The organism is Pseudomonas sp. GW704-F2 (genome assembly GCF_059423025.1).
Genome location: NZ_JBWKXO010000010.1, coordinates 35,241 through 51,800, shown reverse-complemented (window position 1 = coordinate 51,800; position 16,560 = coordinate 35,241). Strand labels below are relative to the sequence as shown.

Annotated in this window: 17 protein-coding genes; 7 read left to right on the top strand and 10 right to left on the bottom strand. The window is 62.3% G+C overall.

What is annotated here, in order from left to right; translation table 11 throughout:
- Window positions 1–40: 40 nt before the first annotated feature.
- The 4 genes from AC07W0_RS10985 (at window position 41) to pdxH (ending at window position 5,532) form a co-directional block, all read left to right on the top strand.
- Window positions 41–2,338 carry a beta-galactosidase gene (locus AC07W0_RS10985; RefSeq protein WP_102617381.1) on the top strand — a complete coding sequence of 766 codons (2,298 nt, stop codon included), beginning with the start codon at window positions 41–43 and terminating at the stop codon, window positions 2,336–2,338.
- 82 nt (window positions 2,339–2,420) lie between these two features.
- Window positions 2,421–3,566, top strand: a complete 1,146-nt coding sequence (locus tag AC07W0_RS10980) for a serine hydrolase domain-containing protein (RefSeq protein ID WP_102617382.1) — start codon at window positions 2,421–2,423, stop codon at window positions 3,564–3,566.
- Window positions 3,567–3,708: 142 nt separating this feature from the next.
- Window positions 3,709–4,857 (top strand): OmpA family protein, encoded by a 1,149-nt coding sequence (locus tag AC07W0_RS10975; RefSeq protein WP_102617383.1) that lies wholly within the window; start codon window positions 3,709–3,711, stop codon window positions 4,855–4,857.
- A gap of 27 nt (window positions 4,858–4,884) precedes the next feature.
- The gene (gene pdxH, locus AC07W0_RS10970) at window positions 4,885–5,532 is read left to right on the top strand and encodes a pyridoxamine 5'-phosphate oxidase (RefSeq protein WP_017844786.1); all 648 of its coding nucleotides are present in this window, start codon (window positions 4,885–4,887) and stop codon (window positions 5,530–5,532) included.
- A gap of 54 nt (window positions 5,533–5,586) precedes the next feature.
- Here pdxH and AC07W0_RS10965 read toward each other — a convergent pair whose 3' ends face one another.
- The gene (locus tag AC07W0_RS10965) at window positions 5,587–5,829 is read right to left on the bottom strand and encodes a hypothetical protein (RefSeq protein ID WP_102617384.1); all 243 of its coding nucleotides are present in this window, start codon (window positions 5,827–5,829) and stop codon (window positions 5,587–5,589) included.
- Between the two features lie 157 nt (window positions 5,830–5,986).
- Here AC07W0_RS10965 and AC07W0_RS10960 point away from each other — a divergent pair, with 157 nt between their 5' ends.
- Window positions 5,987–6,451 carry an outer membrane lipoprotein gene (locus AC07W0_RS10960; protein WP_003189251.1) on the top strand — a complete coding sequence of 155 codons (465 nt, stop codon included), beginning with the start codon at window positions 5,987–5,989 and terminating at the stop codon, window positions 6,449–6,451.
- Window positions 6,452–6,527: 76 nt separating this feature from the next.
- Here the strand turns inward: AC07W0_RS10960 and nhaA are convergent, their stop codons facing one another.
- Window positions 6,528–7,703 (bottom strand): Na+/H+ antiporter NhaA, encoded by a 1,176-nt coding sequence (nhaA, locus tag AC07W0_RS10955; RefSeq protein WP_017844788.1) that lies wholly within the window; start codon window positions 7,701–7,703, stop codon window positions 6,528–6,530.
- A 215-nt stretch (window positions 7,704–7,918) separates the two neighbouring features.
- Here nhaA and AC07W0_RS10950 point away from each other — a divergent pair, with 215 nt between their 5' ends.
- Window positions 7,919–9,013 carry a PLP-dependent cysteine synthase family protein gene (locus AC07W0_RS10950; protein WP_046490240.1) on the top strand — a complete coding sequence of 365 codons (1,095 nt, stop codon included), beginning with the start codon at window positions 7,919–7,921 and terminating at the stop codon, window positions 9,011–9,013.
- 58 nt (window positions 9,014–9,071) lie between these two features.
- Here the strand turns inward: AC07W0_RS10950 and AC07W0_RS10945 are convergent, their stop codons facing one another.
- From AC07W0_RS10945 to AC07W0_RS10935, 3 genes are all read right to left on the bottom strand, one after another.
- Window positions 9,072–10,685 (bottom strand): NAD(P)/FAD-dependent oxidoreductase, encoded by a 1,614-nt coding sequence (locus AC07W0_RS10945; protein ID WP_102617385.1) that lies wholly within the window; start codon window positions 10,683–10,685, stop codon window positions 9,072–9,074.
- 106 nt (window positions 10,686–10,791) lie between these two features.
- A complete protein-coding gene (locus tag AC07W0_RS10940; protein WP_017844791.1) occupies window positions 10,792–11,463 on the bottom strand; it encodes a COG3650 family protein in 672 nt (223 codons plus the stop codon).
- A gap of 96 nt (window positions 11,464–11,559) precedes the next feature.
- Window positions 11,560–12,159: a short chain dehydrogenase gene (locus AC07W0_RS10935; RefSeq protein WP_017844792.1), complete on the bottom strand. Its 600-nt coding sequence runs from the start codon at window positions 12,157–12,159 to the stop codon at window positions 11,560–11,562.
- A gap of 104 nt (window positions 12,160–12,263) precedes the next feature.
- Here AC07W0_RS10935 and AC07W0_RS10930 point away from each other — a divergent pair, with 104 nt between their 5' ends.
- Window positions 12,264–13,172 carry a LysR family transcriptional regulator gene (locus tag AC07W0_RS10930; protein ID WP_017844793.1) on the top strand — a complete coding sequence of 303 codons (909 nt, stop codon included), beginning with the start codon at window positions 12,264–12,266 and terminating at the stop codon, window positions 13,170–13,172.
- Here the strand turns inward: AC07W0_RS10930 and AC07W0_RS10925 are convergent.
- From AC07W0_RS10925 to AC07W0_RS10905, 5 genes are all read right to left on the bottom strand, one after another.
- Entirely contained in the window at window positions 13,169–13,654 is a 486-nt protein-coding gene (locus AC07W0_RS10925) for a DoxX family protein (protein ID WP_017844794.1), read from the bottom strand. The two genes, AC07W0_RS10930 and AC07W0_RS10925, sit on opposite strands and share 4 nt — an antisense overlap.
- Window positions 13,651–14,427, bottom strand: a complete 777-nt coding sequence (locus AC07W0_RS10920; RefSeq protein WP_017844795.1) for an HvfC/BufC N-terminal domain-containing protein — start codon at window positions 14,425–14,427, stop codon at window positions 13,651–13,653. The genes AC07W0_RS10925 and AC07W0_RS10920 overlap by 4 nt, the downstream gene beginning before the upstream one ends.
- A complete protein-coding gene (gene bufB / locus AC07W0_RS10915) occupies window positions 14,424–15,302 on the bottom strand; it encodes an MNIO family bufferin maturase (RefSeq protein WP_102617386.1) in 879 nt (292 codons plus the stop codon). Before bufB ends, AC07W0_RS10920 begins: the two co-directional genes overlap by 4 nt.
- A 23-nt stretch (window positions 15,303–15,325) precedes the next feature.
- Window positions 15,326–15,631, bottom strand: coding sequence for a BufA1 family periplasmic bufferin-type metallophore (gene bufA1 / locus AC07W0_RS10910; RefSeq protein ID WP_017844797.1), 306 nt, complete (start codon window positions 15,629–15,631; stop codon window positions 15,326–15,328).
- Between the two features lie 226 nt (window positions 15,632–15,857).
- Window positions 15,858–16,559, bottom strand: coding sequence for an ABC transporter ATP-binding protein (locus tag AC07W0_RS10905; RefSeq protein ID WP_017844798.1), 702 nt, complete (start codon window positions 16,557–16,559; stop codon window positions 15,858–15,860).
- Window position 16,560 lies beyond the last annotated feature (1 nt).

The following is a 16,560-nucleotide window of genomic DNA, read 5'->3' as shown; positions in this document are numbered from 1 at the left end:
ATCAGGCCATTTATCGGCCGTTTGGGAGAACCTTGCTCGTATGATTCGCACGCTGCCCGCCCTTTTTGCCCTGCTGTTCGCTGCGCCGCTGCTGGCCGCGCCCGCCGGGCAACAAACGTTGTTCAACTTCGTCCGACCTGCCGATGTGGTCAAAGTGGCGACCCAGGACGCCAGCCTGCCGCAATACAACGCCGAACAAACCCCTGAAGGCGAGGTGCTGCGCCGCATCACCTTCAACCCGGCCGCCGAACCGAGCCTGGTGCTCAGCCCGCAGACTGGCGCCTGGGACTGGTCGCAATCCGGTGCCATGAGCCTGCGTATCCAGAGCGCCATGGACTGGGCGCTGACCCTGTACGTCAAGGTGCAGAGCAACGACGGCAAGACCCTGGTCAGCCGCATCGACCTGCCGGCCGGTCCGGCCCAGACCCTGCTGATCCCGCTGCAAGCCAACTCGCCGTTGAGCCAGGGCATGAAAGCCGGCCCGCCGATGCCGATCAGCGTCGATGGCCAGCGCGTGTTGCTGGCCAGCAGCGCCGGGGAAATCGACCGCAGCCAGGTGGTGTCGGTGACCCTGTCGATGATCAAGCCGAATGTCGCCCAAAGTATTCTGCTGGAACGCTTTGGCGTGCAGGACAGCGAGCCGGTGCTGAAGGCGGCCTACAGCGAACTGGTGGATGCCTATGGCCAGTCCACCCGTGCGCGCTGGCCGGAAAAGGTCAGCAGCGACGAGCAACTCAAGGCTGCCGCCACCAAGGAGCAGCAACAGCTCAAGGCTTGGCTGGCCGAGCGGGATAAATCCTCCCTGGACCAGTACGGCGGTTGGAACAAAGGCCCGGCGTTCGACGCCAGCGGCTTTTTCCGCACCGAGAAGCGCGATGGTCGTTGGTATCTGGTGACGCCGGAGGGGCATCCGTTCTATTCCCTGGGCGTCAACACCGTGGCTTCGGATAACAACCAGACCTACGTGGCGGGCCGTGAATGGATGTTCGCGGCGCTGCCCAAGGCCGGGGAACCCTTTGACAAGTACTACGGCAGCGGCGACAACCGCACCGGTAACGGCGCCGGCGAAGGGCGTAGCTTTGGCGCCGGGCGTTGGTACGATTTCTACCGCGCCAACCTGCAGCGCACGTATGACACTGACGGTTTCGACCAGAAGCGCTGGGTCAGCCACACCCTCGACCGCCTGCAGGCCTGGGGTTTCAACACCGTCGGCAACTGGAGCGCTGCGCAACTGGCCAGCGCGGACCGCGTGCCGTACACCTTGCCGCTGTCGATCGTCGGCGATTACGCCAGCATCAGCACCGGTACCGACTGGTGGGGCGGCATGCCCGACCCGTTCGACCCGCGTTTCGCCATGGCCACCGAGCGCGCCGTGGCCATCGCCGCCCGCGATCATCGCGACGATCCTTGGCTGATCGGTTTTTTTGCCGATAACGAACTGGCCTGGGCCGGTCCCGGTGACGATGCAAAATCCCGTTACGCCCTGGCCTACGGCACCCTGCGCATGACCACCGATGTACCGGCCAAGCGTGCATTCCTCAAGCAACTGCGCGACAAATACCGTAACGAAGAAGGCCTGTCGAAAGCCTGGGGCATCCACCTGGCGGGCTGGGAACTGATGGAAGACCCGGGCTTCGAACCGCCGATGCCCAATCCTGAGCACCCGGAAATCGAAGCCGACTTCAAACACTTCCAGAAGACCTTCGCCGATACGTACTTCAAGACCATCTCCGATGCACTCAAATGGCACGCGCCCAACCAGTTGCTGCTGGGCGGGCGTTACGCGGTGAGTACGCCGGAGGCGGTGGCGTCTTGTGCGCAGTATTGCGACGTGTTGAGCTTCAACCTGTACACGCTCAAACCCCAGGACGGCTATGACTTCGCCGCGTTGCGCGCGTTGGACAAGCCGGTGTTGATCACCGAATTCAACTTCGGCTCGGCGGACCGCGGCCCGTTCTGGGGCGGTGTGACCCAGTTGGCCAAGGAAGAAGATCGCGGCGCCGCGTATGCCAACTTCCTCAAGCAGGCCATGGCCGAGCCGTCGATTGTCGGCGTTCACTGGTTCCAGTACCTGGACCAGCCCGTGACCGGGCGTCTGCTGGACGGCGAAAACGGCCACTTCGGTCTGGTCGGCATTACCGATGTGCCGTTCCAGGGCTTTGTCGACAGCGTGCGTCGAAGCAACCTGGCGGCGGTCGACCAACTGGGCAAGGAAGCCGAAAAGGCCAAGGCGGCCCGCGCGGTTCGCGAGCATGAAGGCAGCAAGCCCGGGCATGACGGTAAAGGTGCGGGGCAGGGCGTCGGACACTCCGGTGGGCATGCCGGAAATGGTCATTGATTCAGTGTTGACGGGTTCACAAATCCTACAAGGGCTGGAACAATGTCGGCCACTTTTTACAGCGTTTTCCGAGGGGGCTTAGGTGCAGGTTCAGGGGCATTACGAACTCCAGTTCGAAGCGGTACGTGAAGCGTTCGCCAAGTTGTTCGATGACCCGCAGGAACGTGGTGCGGCGCTGTGCATCCAGATCGGCGGGGAAACCGTGGTCGACCTGTGGGCCGGCACCGCCGACAAGGATGGGGCACAGGCTTGGCACAGCGACACCATCGTCAACCTGTTCTCCTGCACCAAGACCTTCACCGCCGTTGCGGCCCTGCAATTGGTGGCCGAAGGCAAGCTGCAACTGGATGCGCCAGTGGCCAACTATTGGCCGGCATTTGCCGCGGCCGGTAAAGAAGCGATCACCTTGCGCCAGTTGCTCTGCCACCAGGCCGGGTTGCCGGCGATCCGCGAGATGCTGCCCACCGAAGCGCTGTACGACTGGTCGTTGATGGTCGACACCTTGGCCGCCGAAGCGCCGTGGTGGACGCCGGGCCAAGGCCACGGCTACGAGGCGATCACCTATGGCTGGCTGGTCGGGGAATTGCTGCGCCGTGCCGACGGGCGTGGGCCGGGCGAGTCTATCGTGGCGCGGGTTGCACGCCCGTTGGGGCTGGATTTTCATGTGGGCCTGGCGGACGAAGAATTTTATCGCGTGGCCCATGTAGCGCGCGGCAAAGGCAACATGGGCGATGACGCCGCGCAACGTTTACTGCAAGTAATGATGCGTGAACCCACGGCCATGACGACGCGGGCATTTGCCAATCCGCCGTCTATTCTGACCAGCACTAATAAACCCGAATGGCGGCGTATGCAGCAGCCAGCGGCAAACGGTCACGGTAATGCGCGTAGCCTGGCGGGTTTTTATAGTGGTTTATTGGACGGTAGTTTGCTGGAAAGCGACATGCTCGAACAATTGACCCGTGAACACAGTATCGGGCCCGATAAAACCTTATTGACCCAAACCCGTTTCGGCCTGGGCTGCATGTTGGATCAACCGCAATTGCCGAATGCGACCTTCGGCCTTGGCCCGCGTGCATTTGGACATCCTGGTGCGGGCGGTTCGCTGGGGTTTGCCGACCCCGAACATGATGTAGCGTTCGGTTTTGTGACTAATACGCTGGGGCCCTACGTACTTATGGACCCACGTGCGCAGAAGTTGGTCAGAATATTGGCCGGTTGTCTGTAAACCCCTTGCTGTTTCACGTTTTTTTGTTACAAATGCAAGTATAAGAAGACGCTGAGCAAAATATTGTAACTTTAATGTTCTGGAAGCGTCTGTTTAACGGGTCATTCAGGCCCTCGGTTTTTTCTCATTTTGTGGATATCTCATGTTATCGAACAAGTCCTTGGCACTGGCGCTGTGCCTATCTATTACTGGCTGCGCACAAACACCACAAAATGATGCCGAAGGCGGGCATTGGTGGTCATTTGGATCTGACAAGGCTGCTACCAAGGACGCAGTGAGCCAAACCGACGCCAAACCGGACGCCAAGCCTGCCGCACCGGTAGCCGCCGCTCCTGCGCCAGCCCCGGTGGCCAAAGCGGATACCGGCTCCAGCTGGTGGCCGTTCTCCTCCAAGAGTGCCGACGAAAAGGCCGCCGATGCCAAGGCTGACCTGAAGGCCGACCTCAAGGCCGCCACCCCGGCGCCAGCCGCTGCTCCTGCCGCCCCCGCCGTGGCCAAGACCGACTCCGAGACTCACTGGTGGTGGCCGTTCGAAAGCACGTCCAAGCCTAAGCCATTGGCCAAGGTCGACGTGACCAACGTGCCAATGCCCGACCCGAAAATCACCCAGGCCTGGCTGGACGACTATGAGCCGCGCCTGCGCGCCGCGATCAAGGACAGCAACCTGCAACTGGAACGTCGCGACAACGTACTGGTGGTGATTGCCCCGGTAGACGGTTCCTACAACCCGAAACGCCCGGCGATGTTGCTGCCGGTCACCCTGGGCCCGTTCACTCGCGTCGCCAAGGCTGTTGAAGCCGACCCGAAGACCGCCGTACTGGTCCTCGGTCACGTTGATGCCACCGGCGCGGCCCCGGCGAGCCAGGCGCTGACCAAAGAACGCGCGCAATCCATCGCATCGATTTTCAGCCTCAGCGGCCTCAAGCAAGACCGTCTGATGCTGCGTGGCATGGGCGACATGATGCCGCGTGCCGCCAACGACAGCACCCAAGGCCGTGCGCTGAACCGTCGCATGGAAATTATGTTTACTCAGCGTACAACTATGTTGGCCTTGCTGAGCAAGTACAACTCGGGCAAGACCCCGCCTGTGGCTGAAATGGTTGCCGTGCAGGACGTTCCCGCGCCTGCGCCGGTCGCAAAAGCCTCGGCGAAAAAGACGGTCGCGAAAAAATCCGCTGCCAAGCCAGCCGCGAAAAAGGCTCCGGCCAAGGCAGCCGCCAAGAAACCCGCAGCGGCCAAAGCCAAGGCCAAGGCTGCTGCACCGGCTGCGAACGACCAGGCCAAAAACTGATCCGCTGAACCAGAAGGATAAAGTCGCATGACCCAGGTGTTGGCTGATATGCGCCGTGACTACACACGGGATGGTTTGAGCGAGGCCCAGGCCCCGAGCGAGCCGTTTGCCTTGTTCCACCAGTGGTTCGGCGATGCGGTGAAAACCGAGCAGCCGCCGGTGGAGGCCAATGCCATGACCCTGGCCACGGTCGACGAGGACGGTCGCCCGCACTGTCGCATCCTGTTGCTCAAGGGCCTGGATGCGCAGGGCTTTACCTTCTTCACCAACTATGAGAGCGCCAAGGGCGATCAGCTTGCGGCGCGGCCCTTCGCGGCCATGACCTTTTTCTGGCCGACCCTGGAGCGTCAGGTACGCATCGAGGGCCGGGTGGTCAAGGTCACGCCGGAAGAGTCGGATGCCTATTTCCAGGTGCGCCCCTTGGGCAGCCGCCTGGGCGCCTGGGCTTCCCCGCAGAGCAAGGTGATCCGTGACCGCGAAGAATTGCACGACTTGCTCAAGGTCACCGAACAGCGGTTCAGCGACACTCAGCCGCACTGCCCTGAACACTGGGGCGGCTATCGCTTGTTACCCGAGCGCATCGAGTTCTGGCAAGGCCGCGCCAGCCGCCTGCATGACCGCCTGAACTACCGCTTGCACGGGGCCGACTGGACCCGTGAGCGCCTGGCGCCCTGATCGTCGTCTTGCGTCACCCTTTCTGACTGTTGCTCGTCACCCCGAAGCCTCTGTTCAAGAGGCCTCGGGCGTGTACTGCTGCGCCGCATTTTTCAACCAGTCCGGCAGCTCGCGGCGGTTGATCTTCAGGGCACGGGCTTTTTCCAGCTGTTGCAGCATGAAGGCCCGCTTGTGCAGGTCGTTGCCCGCCAGGGAGAGCGCCAGGTCGCGATCGATCCAGCGGCGGATGCGCAGGTATAACCAGCCATGGAAATACAAGCCGGCTACGGTCGTGACTATAATGATGAAATAATCCATGAGCGTCCTGTTTACGAGATGAGAGCTACCGTTTGTCGTCTGTTTTGGTGCTGGCACTCTGTACTAGGGCTGAATGAAAGCAATTTTCTGCGGAGCTTGCCGTGACAGGCGTCAAGCGGCCGCGTCTAATGAACACCTGTCCTTTGGAGTTGATGCTATGCGTAAGTCCGTTTTACTAGTTGCCTGCTTTACTACCCTGTCGTTGTTGTTGGGTGGCTGCGCCTCGAGTCTGACCGGCGACTCATACTCCCGTGACGAAGCGCGTCGCGTGCAGACCGTTCGCATGGGGACCATTGAATCCCTGCGTCCGGTGAAAATCGAAGGCACCAAGACCCCAATCGGCGGTGCGGCCGGTGCCGTCATTGGCGGCGTGGGCGGCAGCGCCATCGGTGGCGGCCGTGGCAGTATCGTGACCGCCGTGATCGGCGCCGTCGCCGGCGGCCTGTTGGGTTCGGCCACCGAAGAAGGCCTGACCCGCACCCAGGGCGTGGAAATCACCGTTCGCGAAGACGACGGCAGCATGCGCGCCTACGTGCAGGCCGTGCAGGAAAATGAAATCTTCCGCATCGGTGATCGCGTTCGCATCATGACCGTTGATGGTACCAGCCGCGTGACTCGCTAAGCGTTAAGCCGCGAGCAAAGAAAAACCCCAGCCGGGTGACCGGCTGGGGTTTTTTGTGCGCGGTGTTTTGTGCGAGTCAGGCTTTCTTGCGACTCGCCATCGCCGTCACCGCATAACCGATACACGCCGCGAGTATCGACCCGGTCAGAATCCCCATTCGATCTTCCCCGGCAAATTCGCTGGCGCCCGGCACGAACGCCAGGGAGCCGACAAACAGACTCATGGTGAAGCCGATCCCGCACAGGATCGCCACGCCGAACACCTGGCCCCAGCTGGCGCCGCTGGGCAGCGCGGCGAGGCCGGTCTTGATGGCGAGCCAGGTCAGGCCGAACACGCCGATGGTCTTGCCGATCAGCAGGCCGAGGGCGATGCCCAGCGGTACGTGGTGGGTGAAGCTCTCGAGGCTGACCCCGCTCAGGGACACACCGGCGTTGGCGAACGCGAACAGCGGCAGGATGCCATAGGCCACCCATGGATGCAGGGCATGTTCGAGCGTCAACAGCGGCGAGGTTTCGGCGTTTTTGGTACGCATCGGGATGCAGAACGCCAGCGTTACGCCGGCCAAGGTGGCATGCACGCCGCTTTTCAGTACGCAGACCCACAGGATCAGGCCGATGATCAGGTACGGCCCGAGCTTGATCACGCCCAGGCGGTTCATGGCAATCAAGGCGATCAAGCAGGCGCCCGCGCCCGCCAGGGCGGCGCCGGACAGGTCGCTGGAATAGAACACGGCGATCACGATGATCGCGCCCAGGTCATCGATGATGGCCAGGGTCATCAGGAACAGTTTCAGCGACACCGGCACGCGCTTGCCGAGCAGCGCCAGGACGCCCAATGCGAAGGCGATATCGGTGGCCATGGGGATCGCCCAGCCGGAAAGCGCCGCCGGGTAATCCTTGTTGATTGCCCAGTAGATCAATGCCGGCACGACCATGCCGCCGATCGCCGCGGCGCCTGGCAGGACGACTTGCGAAGGCTTGGACAGGTGGCCGTCGAGCAGCTCGCGCTTGACCTCCAGGCCGATCAGCAGGAAGAACAGGGCCATCAGGCCGTCGTTGATCCACAGCAACGCGGGCTTGGCGATCTTCAGCGCGCCAATCTGCGCCACCACGGGCACGTCGAGGAACGCGCTGTAGAGGTGCGACAACGGTGAGTTGTTGACGATCAGCGCCAACGCGGCTGCGGCGATCAACAATAGACCGCTGGCGGCTTCCAACTGGAAGAAACGGGTGAACGTGCTACGCAGAGCCAAGGGGTGCTCTCCAATCCAGATTCAATAGATGCGTACCCTAACCCGTACCGTTAGTTGTTAAAACAAAAGTTATATTCTTATTTGTTATAAGAAAGGAGCGCGGTCGGAGTTGGGGCGGAGCCTAGCAATTGTGTGTCCGATTGAGTCGTTACTGTATCTGTGTGTGGCGTAGGAAACATCCTAAGATTGAGGCTGAAATCCTTAGAGATCCTCTCATGAGCGACCACCGTCCCTGGGCCCGCGAAGCCATTCGTATCATTGAAGCCGACTTCCAGCGCAGCGCCGACACCCACCTGATCCCTTTGGCGCTGCCCGGCTTGCCGGGTATCGAGTTGTACTTCAAGGATGAGTCCAGTCACCCCACCGGCAGCCTCAAACACCGGCTGGCGCGCTCGCTGTTCCTGTACGCGCTGTGCAATGGCTGGCTGAAGCCGGGAGCGCCGGTGATCGAAGCCTCCAGCGGTTCGACGGCGATCTCCGAAGCCTACTTCGCGCGCTTGCTCGGCCTGCCGTTTATCGCCGTGATGCCGGCCACCACCTCCCAGGAAAAGATCGCCCAGATCGGCTTCTATGGCGGTAAGAGCCATCTGGTACAAGATCCGACGCAGATCTACGCCGAATCCGAACGCCTGGCGCAGGAAAGCGGTGGTCACTTCATGGACCAGTTCACCTACGCCGAACGCGCCACCGACTGGCGGGCGAACAACAATATCGCCGAGTCGATCTTCCAGCAGATGCGCTTCGAGCGTTATCCGGAGCCGAGCTGGCTGATTTCCAGCCCGGGCACGGGCGGCACCACCGCGACCCTGGGACGCTATGTGCGTTATCGCCAGCATTGCACCCGCGTGTTATGTGCCGATGCCGAGCGCTCGGTGTTCTTTGACTACTACCTGAGCGGCGATGCCGGCTTGCGCCTGGAGTGCGGCTCGCGGATTGAAGGCATTGGCCGACCGCGGGTCGAAGCGTCGTTTTTGCCCAAGGTCATCGATGCGATGGTCAAGGTGCCGGACGCGCTGTCGCTGGCGGCCATGCATTACCTGGCCGAGCGGTTGGGTCGGCGGGTCGGCGGCTCCAGCGGGACCAACCTGATCGGTGCCCTGATGGCGGCGCAGCAGATGACAGCGGCGGGGGAGTCGGGGTCGATCGTGGCGATCTTGTGTGACGGGGGCGAGCGATATGCCACCACCTATTACGATCAGGCGTGGCTGGCGGGGCAGGGGTATGAACTGCAGGGCTTGATAGCCGCGGTGGCGGCCAGCGTCGAGCGCGGTGAGCCACTGCCCGATGACATCTTGCGCGCGAATATCTGACACGCCACAAAAACCAATGTGGGAGCGGCCGCGCTCCCACCTTTGGACGGCGCTGTTTTCAGGCCTCGATACCTAACATATCCCGCGCCAACGCCTCGGCAATCCGAATGCCGTCGACGCCCGCCGACAGAATCCCACCGGCATAACCCGCGCCTTCGCCGGCCGGGAACAGGCCTTTGACGTTCAGGCTCTGCATCGATTCGTTACGGGTAATCCGCAACGGCGAGGAGGTGCGTGTCTCGATCCCGGTCAAGACGGCATCGTGCAACGAGTAGCCCTTGATCTGCTTCTCGAACGCCGGCAAGGCTTCACGGATCGCTTCGATGGCGAAGTCCGGCAGTGCCAGGGCCAGATCGCCCATGGATACCCCAGGTTTGTAGGACGGTTCCACGCTGCCGATGGCCGTGGACGGCTTGCCGGCGATGAAATCACCGACCAGTTGCGCCGGGGCTTCGTAATTGCTGCCGCCGAGGATGTAGGCGTGGGATTCCAGGCGCTCCTGCAGCTCGATGCCGGCCAGCGGACCGCCCGGGTAATCGACCTCAGGCGTGATGCCGACGACGATGCCGGAGTTGGCGTTGCGCTCGTTGCGCGAGTACTGGCTCATGCCGTTGGTCACCACGCGATGCGGCTCGGACGTCGCGGCCACCACGGTGCCGCCGGGGCACATGCAGAAGCTGTAGACCGAACGGCCATTCTTGGCGTGGTGTACCAGTTTGTAGTCGGCCGCGCCGAGTTTCGGGTGCCCGGCGTATTTGCCCAGGCGCGCGGCATCGATCAGCGACTGTGGGTGTTCGATACGGAAACCCACGGAAAACGGCTTGGCTTCCATGTACACGCCACGGCCGTGGAGCATGCGGAAGGTGTCGCGGGCGCTGTGGCCGAGGGCGAGGATCACGTGCTTGGAGAGGATCTGCTCGCCGCCGTCGATGACCACGCCGTTCAGTTGACCGTCTTCGATCAATACGTCGGTCACCCGTTGCTCGAAGCGCACTTCACCGCCCAGGGCGATGATTTGCTCGCGCATGTTTTCCACCACGCCGGTCAGGCGGAACGTACCGATGTGCGGCTTGCTGACGTAGAGGATTTCTTCCGGCGCGCCGGCCTTGACGAACTCGTGCAGCACTTTGCGCCCGTGGAATTTCGGGTCTTTGATCTGGCTGTAGAGCTTGCCATCGGAAAAGGTCCCGGCGCCGCCCTCACCGAACTGCACGTTGGACTCCGGGTTGAGCACACTTTTGCGCCACAGGCCCCAGGTGTCCTTGGTGCGCTGGCGCACTTCCTTGCCGCGCTCGAGGATGATCGGCTTGAAGCCCATCTGCGCCAGCAGCAGCCCGGCGAAAATCCCGCACGGGCCAAAACCGACGACGATCGGACGTTCAACCAGATCCGCGGGCGCCTGGCCCACCACCTTGTAGCTGACGTCCGGCGCCGGGTTGATGTTGCGGTCGTCGGCAAACTTGAGCAGCAGGGCGGCTTCACCCTTCACGTTCAGGTCGACGGTGTAGATGAAGCACAGCTCCGACGATTTATTGCGGGCGTCGTAGCTGCGCTTGAACAGGGTGAAATCGAGCAGGTCATCACTGGCGATGCCCAGGCGCTGCACGATGGCGGGCCGCAGGTCTTCTTCGGGATGGTCGATGGGCAGCTTGAGTTCGGTGATTCGTAACATGACAGGATCCGGTGTGCGGCGTTTGGTGGGGCCGGCAGTTTTGCAAACCGGCGATTATAAGCCCCAACGGCAGGTTCCCGTCATGTTAAAACAGCGCGGGCCCGCATCAATCGTCGCGCGAACCGCCGAAAGCCGCGCAGCCACGCTGGACTTGACCGTTGACCCGCAACTCGGCGGTCATGTGTTGCAGGCTGCCGCTGGCACTGTCGACACAGCGCTGGGGGGCCACCCACAGTTCGATGTGCTGGTTATTGGCTTCGGTCATCAGGTTGAAACGCCCGTCACCCAGTTGTTCCTCGACATAGGGAACCGGCAGCGGCGGCTGGCCTTCGCGCTCCAGCACCATGCCCTTGGCGGTGACGTTCAGCGCCCAGGCCGGCTTGTGGCCGTTAGCACGCAGGATCATGCGCTTGAAGTCGGGATCATCGCAGGCCGAGGTCGAGCGCTCGACGCGGTACAGCTGTTGCAGCTCCACTTCGCCCTGGGTGCCGGCAGCGACGCCGGAGAACTTGCCGCGCAGGTCGGCAAACAGTGCGCCTTGCTGGCCGGCCAGGGAAGCGGCTTCCTGCAGGATGCTGGTGCCGCCGGTGTCCTTGACCACGTAGTTGCGCTGGTCGTGGCACGGTTGGAACAACAGCTTGCCGGCGACTGCCGTGAGCTCGCCCTGCATGCGGGTCAGCCCGGCGGTGGACGGTTTGGCCGGCTCGCTTTCGAACAACTGGCAGGCGGTGAACAAGGGGAGCAAGGCAAACAGCATGAGGGTACGGGCGGCACGCATTATCGGGTCTCCTGACAAGTGCCGCCACGTTACGCAGGCTGGCGGTGCATCACAAGCCCACGCGCCAGCTTCAGGCATTTCTTACAGCTTTGGCGTTCAACCTACGATAAAGGTTTGGCCGGTCTGCAAGCCCTCGACGCTTTTCGCGTAGGCCAGTGCCACATCGGCGCCCGCAGCCGGTTTGTACCCGCGAAAGTACGGTGCATAGCTGCCCATGGCTTCCAGCAGCACTGTCGGGCTTACGGAATTGACGCGCAGGCCCCGTGGCAATTCGATTGCGGCGGCTTTCACAAATGCATCCAGCGCGCCATTGACCAGTGCCGCCGAGGCGCCGGTGCGAATCGGGTCGCGGTTGAGGATGCCGCTGGTAAAGGTGAACGAGGCGCCGTCGTTGGCGTACTCGCGGCCGATCAGCAGCAGGTTGACCTGGCCCATCAGTTTGTCGCGCAGGCCCAGTTCGAAATCGGTTTCGCTCATCTCACCCAGCGCGACGAAATTCACACTGCCTGCGGCGCAGACCAAGGCATCGAACCGGCCGGTCTGCTCGAACAGCCGACGGATCGAGGCGCTGTCGCTGATATCCACCTGGAAGTCGCCGCTGCTGCGACCAATGCTGATCACCTCGTGACGCTGCGCCAGTTCCGCCTTGACCGCCGAGCCCACGGTGCCGCTGGCACCAATCAATAGGATTTTCATCGTGCTGTTTCTCCAGTGGGTAAGTGAGGGTTCAGTCTAGTGTGGCTTTTCAAGTGGATAAACGCGCTAATAGGCAACCTTTGGTTTTCAAATGGAAACAATCCATGAGCGAGATGGATGACCTGGCGGCGTTTGCCGTACTGATCGAGGCCGGCAGTTTCACCGTGGCGGCTGAGCAACTGGGCTGCAGCAAAGGGCAACTGTCCAAGCGCATCAGCCAGCTGGAGGCGGGGTACTCGGTGGTGTTACTGCATCGCACCACGCGCAAGCTAAGCCTGACCGCGGCCGGCGCTGCGTTGTTGCCCCAGGCGCAGGCGTTGGTGGCGCAGGTCGAACGGGCACGTCAGGCGCTGGCGCGGCTCAAGGACGACTTGGCCGGGCCGGTGCGTATGACGGTTCCGGTGTCGTTGGGCGAAACCTTCTTCGACGGCTTGTTGCTGGAGTTTTCCGAGCACTACCCGCAGGTGCAGATCGAACTGGAGCTGAACAACAGCTACCGCGACCTGGCACGGGATGGCTTCGACCTGGGGGTACGCTCGGGCGCCATCGAAAATCAGCGCCTGGTGGCCAAGCCGTTGTTGGCCTGGCACGAGATGACCTGTGCCAGCCCGGCCTACCTGGAGCAGCACGGCGAACCGCTGACCCCAGCCGATCTGGCGTCCCACACCTGCCTGCTGAACAGCCACTACAGCGGCCGCGAAGAGTGGCTGTACCACCAGCAGCACGAGCTGCTACGCGTGCGGGTGAGCGGGACCTTCGCTTCCAATCACTACAACCTGTTGAAAAAGGCCGCCCTGGTGGGCGCTGGTATTGCGCGGCTGCCTTCCTACGTTTTACCGGCGGAACTGGCTGACGGCCGATTGCGCTGGCTACTGCGGGATTATCAGACGCGGAGCCTGCCGATGTACCTGGTGCATCCCTATCAGGGCGGCTTGCCGCGACGCACCCAGGTGTTGGCCGACTACCTGGTGGACTGGTTCAAGCGCAGCGGTGAAGCCCTCGACCGACTCTAGCGATAGCGGCGGGCGATCAGGTGGTCGACGGAGAGGCGACCCGGGCCTTTGGCCACTAACAGCAGTAGGACGGCCAGCCAGGTGCCGTGGGTCGGGTAGGCATCGGGGTACACGAACAGTTGAATGGTCAGGGTCATCCCGATCAACGCCAGGGCCGAGAAGCGTGTGGCCAAGCCCAGCAGGATCAGCACCGGGAAGAAGTGTTCGGCAAATGCCGCCATGTGCGCGGCCACTTCCGGTGACAGCCAGGGCAGCTTGTATTCGCTGCGAAACAGCGGCAGCGTCGAGGCGGCGAGGCGCGGCTCGCCCAGTTGGAAGGTGCCGCTGATCAAGTCGATGGCAAAGCCTTCGACTTTGGTTTGCCCGGACTTCCAGAACACCGCCGCGATGGAGAAGCGTGCGAGAAAGGCGATCAAGCTGTAGGGGATTTTTTCGAAAAGCTGGATGGCCCGGTTGATCAGGCGCGTTGATCGAGGGTTCATGGCGATACCTTGTGTTCCAGAGACAGATGAGTGATGGCGGCTTGGTTGATCAGCAGCGCCAGGCATTGGTGCAGGTCGAACTCGGCTGAGGCCTCGAGTGCGTGCGCGAGCGCCTTCTCCAGCACCGCGCCCTGGTTCAGGCTGTCGATAAACGCCACCGAGCCGCTGTCGATGGCGAACACCTTGACCTCCAGGCCCCGGCGCAACACGAGGGCGCCCTGGGCATGCCAGGGATTCAACGTGGCAATCGCGCCCTCGGTCTGGTGCGCCGCCCACACCGCGACGACGGCGTAGCGCGAGTCCAGCGTGGCCAGGGATGGGTGCAGTTGCAGGTGCAATGTGCCCAGCTCGGTGTGCGTTTGCAGTTGCTGCAGAACAGCCTGCGGTTCCAGCGCGGGGGCATCCGCCGCGTGATAGGCACGGACCCGCAAGCGTTCCAGGCGTGCTACATCCGCCAGGTAAGGCACGCTCGCGGCCGGTTCAAAGCCCTGGATAAAACCGGAAAATGTCGCGCCGTATTCGCTGATCAATGGGCTGCCGGGCGGGCATGCCTGTACGTAGCAGCCGGCCATGGCGCGGAAAAACTCCTCGCCCACCAGTTGCAACGTCACCGGGTAAGCAGTCGCCAGCGCGTTGATCAACGAGCCGTGGACATTGTTGCGATACACCGCAAATCGGCTGGCCGGGTCGGCGCCGTTGCTGCTGAACAGGCCGGCCGGGCAGGCTTGGTCCGGCGCCAGCAGGGCGGCGGCAAAGTCTTCGAGAAGGCTCATGGGCGGCCCCGCGACAAGTGCCGTTCGGCCTGCTGTGCCTCGGCCAGCAGCACGCTGAAGGCCGGTACCTGGTTATCCCTTTCGATCAGCGTGGCCACCGGGCCGGTACGCGCGAGCACGTGTTCGTACAACTGCCAGACGGCGTTATCGATGGGCGCGCCGTGATCGTCGATCAGCAGGCGCTCACCCAGGCTGTCGGTGTCTTCGGCAAAGCCTGCCAGATGAATCTCAGCCACGGCGTGCAAGGGCAGCGCGTCGATGTAGGTCAACGGATCGCGCTGATGATTGATGCACGACACATAGACGTTATTCACGTCCAGCAGCAGGCCGCAACCGGTGCGGCGGATGATTTCGCCGATGAAGTCCGTTTCGTCGAGCGTCGAGCGCTGGAACTGCAGATAGGTCGATGGGTTCTCCAGCAGCATTGGCCGCTTGAGGGTGCTCTGAACCTGATCAACGTGTTCGCACACTCGATTGAGGGCGGCGACATCGTAGGCCAGGGGCAGCAAGTCGTTGAGAAACACCGGGCCGTGGGTCGACCAGGCCAGGTGCTCGGAAAAGGCCTGGGGTTGATAGCGCTCGATCAGTGTTGCCAGCCGTGCCAGGTGCTCACGGTTCAGCGGGCTTTCGCCGCCGATGGACAGGCCTACGCCGTGCAGCGACAGCGGGTACTGCGCGCGAATCAAACCCAGGTAGTGATGAAACGGGCCGCCGGCCACCATGTAGTTTTCGGCATGCACTTCAAAAAAACCGATATCGGGGCAGGTGTCGAGCACTTCAGTGAAGTGCTCGTTTTTCAGCCCCAGCCCGGCCCGCAGGGGGAGGCCGGGCACCTGAGCCGTTGAGGGCGTTTGCAGGAACGAAAGCGTCATCATCAGTACTCAGGCTGCGGGCTGCTTCAGGACTTGGCGGTAAAGGCCGCTTCCTGGCCGAAGCCAGTCGACGAGGTGGTGCTTGGGGTTTGGGTGCAGGTGCCGGCCGGGACCAGTTTCCAGGCGTTGGCCTGATCCTTGGTTTTGGAGGTGCCGGCGCAGGAAGTGCCAGCGCCGGCGGCGCAATCGTTCTTGCCGGCTTCGGCGACGCCGAAGCATTTCTGCATGTCGTCGGCCGCGTGGGCGCTGGTGCTCAAGGCGGACAGGCTCAGGGCGGAACTCAGGGCGAGGACGAGGGAAGCAGCGGACAGCGAACGGTGTTTAACGGTCATGGTGTATCTCCAGCAGTGGGATGAGTCGGCGGGCATGATTGCCTGCTTGTACCACTAGAGGCTGGACGCTGGAATTCGTTACAAGCCGTTTGAAAAAAATTTCAGCGATCACCCGAAACAAATGTGGGAGGGGGCTTGCCCCCGATGACGGTATATCAGCCACATATTCTGTGCCTGACATGGCGCCATCGGGGGCAAGCCCCCTCCCACATTTAGCAACCGGGTGTTAACCGCCGAGGTACGCCTCACGCACCTTCGGATCGGTCAGTAACTGCTCACCCGTGCCCTGCATCACCACCCGGCCGTTTTCCAGCACATAGGCACGGTCGGCGATTTTCAGCGCCTGGTTGGCGTTCTGTTCGACCAGGAACACCGTCACACCGTCCTTGCGCAGCTGTTCGATGATGTCGAAGATCTGCTGGATGATGATCGGCGCCAGGCCCAGGGAGGGTTCGTCGAGCAGCAACAGCTTGGGCTTGCTCATCAGCGCGCGACCGATGGCGAGCATTTGCTGCTCGCCGCCGGACATGGTGCCGCCGCGCTGGCTGAAGCGTTCCTTGAGCCTGGGAAACAGGTGCAGCACCTTGTCCATTTGCTCCTGGTAGTCGCCCTTGTCGGTGAAGAACCCGCCCATGGCCAGGTTCTCTTCGACGGTCAGGCGCGAAAACACCCGTCGGCCTTCCGGCACCACGGCAATGCTTTTACGCATGATGTGCGACGACTGCTGGCCCACCAGCTCTTCACCCATGTAGCGGATGCTGCCGCTGTGGGCCTGCGGCGAACCGCACAAGGTCATCAGCAAGGTCGACTTGCCGGCACCGTTGGCGCCGATCAGCGTGACGATCTCACCCTGGCGCACTTCGACGTTGACGCTGTGCAGGGCCTGGATCTTTCCGTAGAAAGTGGAAACGTTTTCGAATTGCAGCATT

Bases quoted from the DNA above. Each gene is read 5' to 3' on its own strand.
- AC07W0_RS10935 (WP_017844792.1), bottom strand. From the start codon at position 12,159: ATGAAAATCCTATTGATTGGTGCCAGCGGCACCGTGGGCTCGGCGGTC.
- AC07W0_RS10925 (WP_017844794.1), bottom strand. From the start codon at position 13,654: ATGAACCCTCGATCAACGCGCCTGATCAACCGGGCCATCCAGCTTTTC.
- AC07W0_RS10905 (WP_017844798.1), bottom strand. From the start codon at position 16,559: ATGCTGCAATTCGAAAACGTTTCCACTTTCTACGGAAAGATCCAGGCC.
- AC07W0_RS10975 (WP_102617383.1), top strand. From the start codon at position 3,709: ATGTTATCGAACAAGTCCTTGGCACTGGCGCTGTGCCTATCTATTACT.
- AC07W0_RS10985 (WP_102617381.1), top strand. From the start codon at position 41: ATGATTCGCACGCTGCCCGCCCTTTTTGCCCTGCTGTTCGCTGCGCCG.
- AC07W0_RS10920 (WP_017844795.1), bottom strand. From the start codon at position 14,427: ATGAGCCTTCTCGAAGACTTTGCCGCCGCCCTGCTGGCGCCGGACCAA.
- pdxH (WP_017844786.1), top strand. From the start codon at position 4,885: ATGACCCAGGTGTTGGCTGATATGCGCCGTGACTACACACGGGATGGT.
- AC07W0_RS10960 (WP_003189251.1), top strand. From the start codon at position 5,987: ATGCGTAAGTCCGTTTTACTAGTTGCCTGCTTTACTACCCTGTCGTTG.
- AC07W0_RS10950 (WP_046490240.1), top strand. From the start codon at position 7,919: ATGAGCGACCACCGTCCCTGGGCCCGCGAAGCCATTCGTATCATTGAA.
- bufB (WP_102617386.1), bottom strand. From the start codon at position 15,302: ATGATGACGCTTTCGTTCCTGCAAACGCCCTCAACGGCTCAGGTGCCC.
- AC07W0_RS10930 (WP_017844793.1), top strand. From the start codon at position 12,264: ATGAGCGAGATGGATGACCTGGCGGCGTTTGCCGTACTGATCGAGGCC.
- AC07W0_RS10940 (WP_017844791.1), bottom strand. From the start codon at position 11,463: ATGCGTGCCGCCCGTACCCTCATGCTGTTTGCCTTGCTCCCCTTGTTC.
- AC07W0_RS10945 (WP_102617385.1), bottom strand. From the start codon at position 10,685: ATGTTACGAATCACCGAACTCAAGCTGCCCATCGACCATCCCGAAGAA.
- AC07W0_RS10965 (WP_102617384.1), bottom strand. From the start codon at position 5,829: ATGGATTATTTCATCATTATAGTCACGACCGTAGCCGGCTTGTATTTC.
- bufA1 (WP_017844797.1), bottom strand. From the start codon at position 15,631: ATGACCGTTAAACACCGTTCGCTGTCCGCTGCTTCCCTCGTCCTCGCC.